Origin of the sequence: Colwellia sp. 6M3 (assembly GCF_014077595.1) — a bacterium.
In the GTDB taxonomy this organism is placed as follows: domain Bacteria; phylum Pseudomonadota; class Gammaproteobacteria; order Enterobacterales; family Alteromonadaceae; genus Cognaticolwellia.
In genome coordinates, this window is sequence record NZ_JACGWF010000242.1 from 1 (window position 1) to 300 (window position 300).

At 47.0% G+C, this 300-nt stretch carries 1 rRNA gene; it reads left to right on the top strand.

Annotated elements, in window-relative coordinates:
• A 16S ribosomal RNA gene (locus tag H4J50_RS19230) occupies positions 1-222 on the top strand; the annotation flags it as partial.
• Positions 223-300: the final 78 nt, after the last annotated feature.

Below are 300 nucleotides of genomic sequence, written 5' to 3' on the forward strand. Positions count from 1 at the left end.
GACTCCATGAAGTCGGAATCGCTAGTAATCGTAGATCAGAATGCTACGGTGAATACGTTCCCGGGCCTTGTACACACCGCCCGTCACACCATGGGAGTGGGTTGCAAAAGAAGTGGCTAGTTTAACCCTTCGGGGAGGACGGTCACCACTTTGTGATTCATGACTGGGGTGAAGTCGTAACAAGGTAACCCTAGGGGAACCTGGGGTTGGATCACCTCCTTATCTTGAAGTAAAACAGCTTAATGGAAACTTCGGTTTCAGAGTGTCTACACAAATTACATGATAACAAATTAGAAGAAG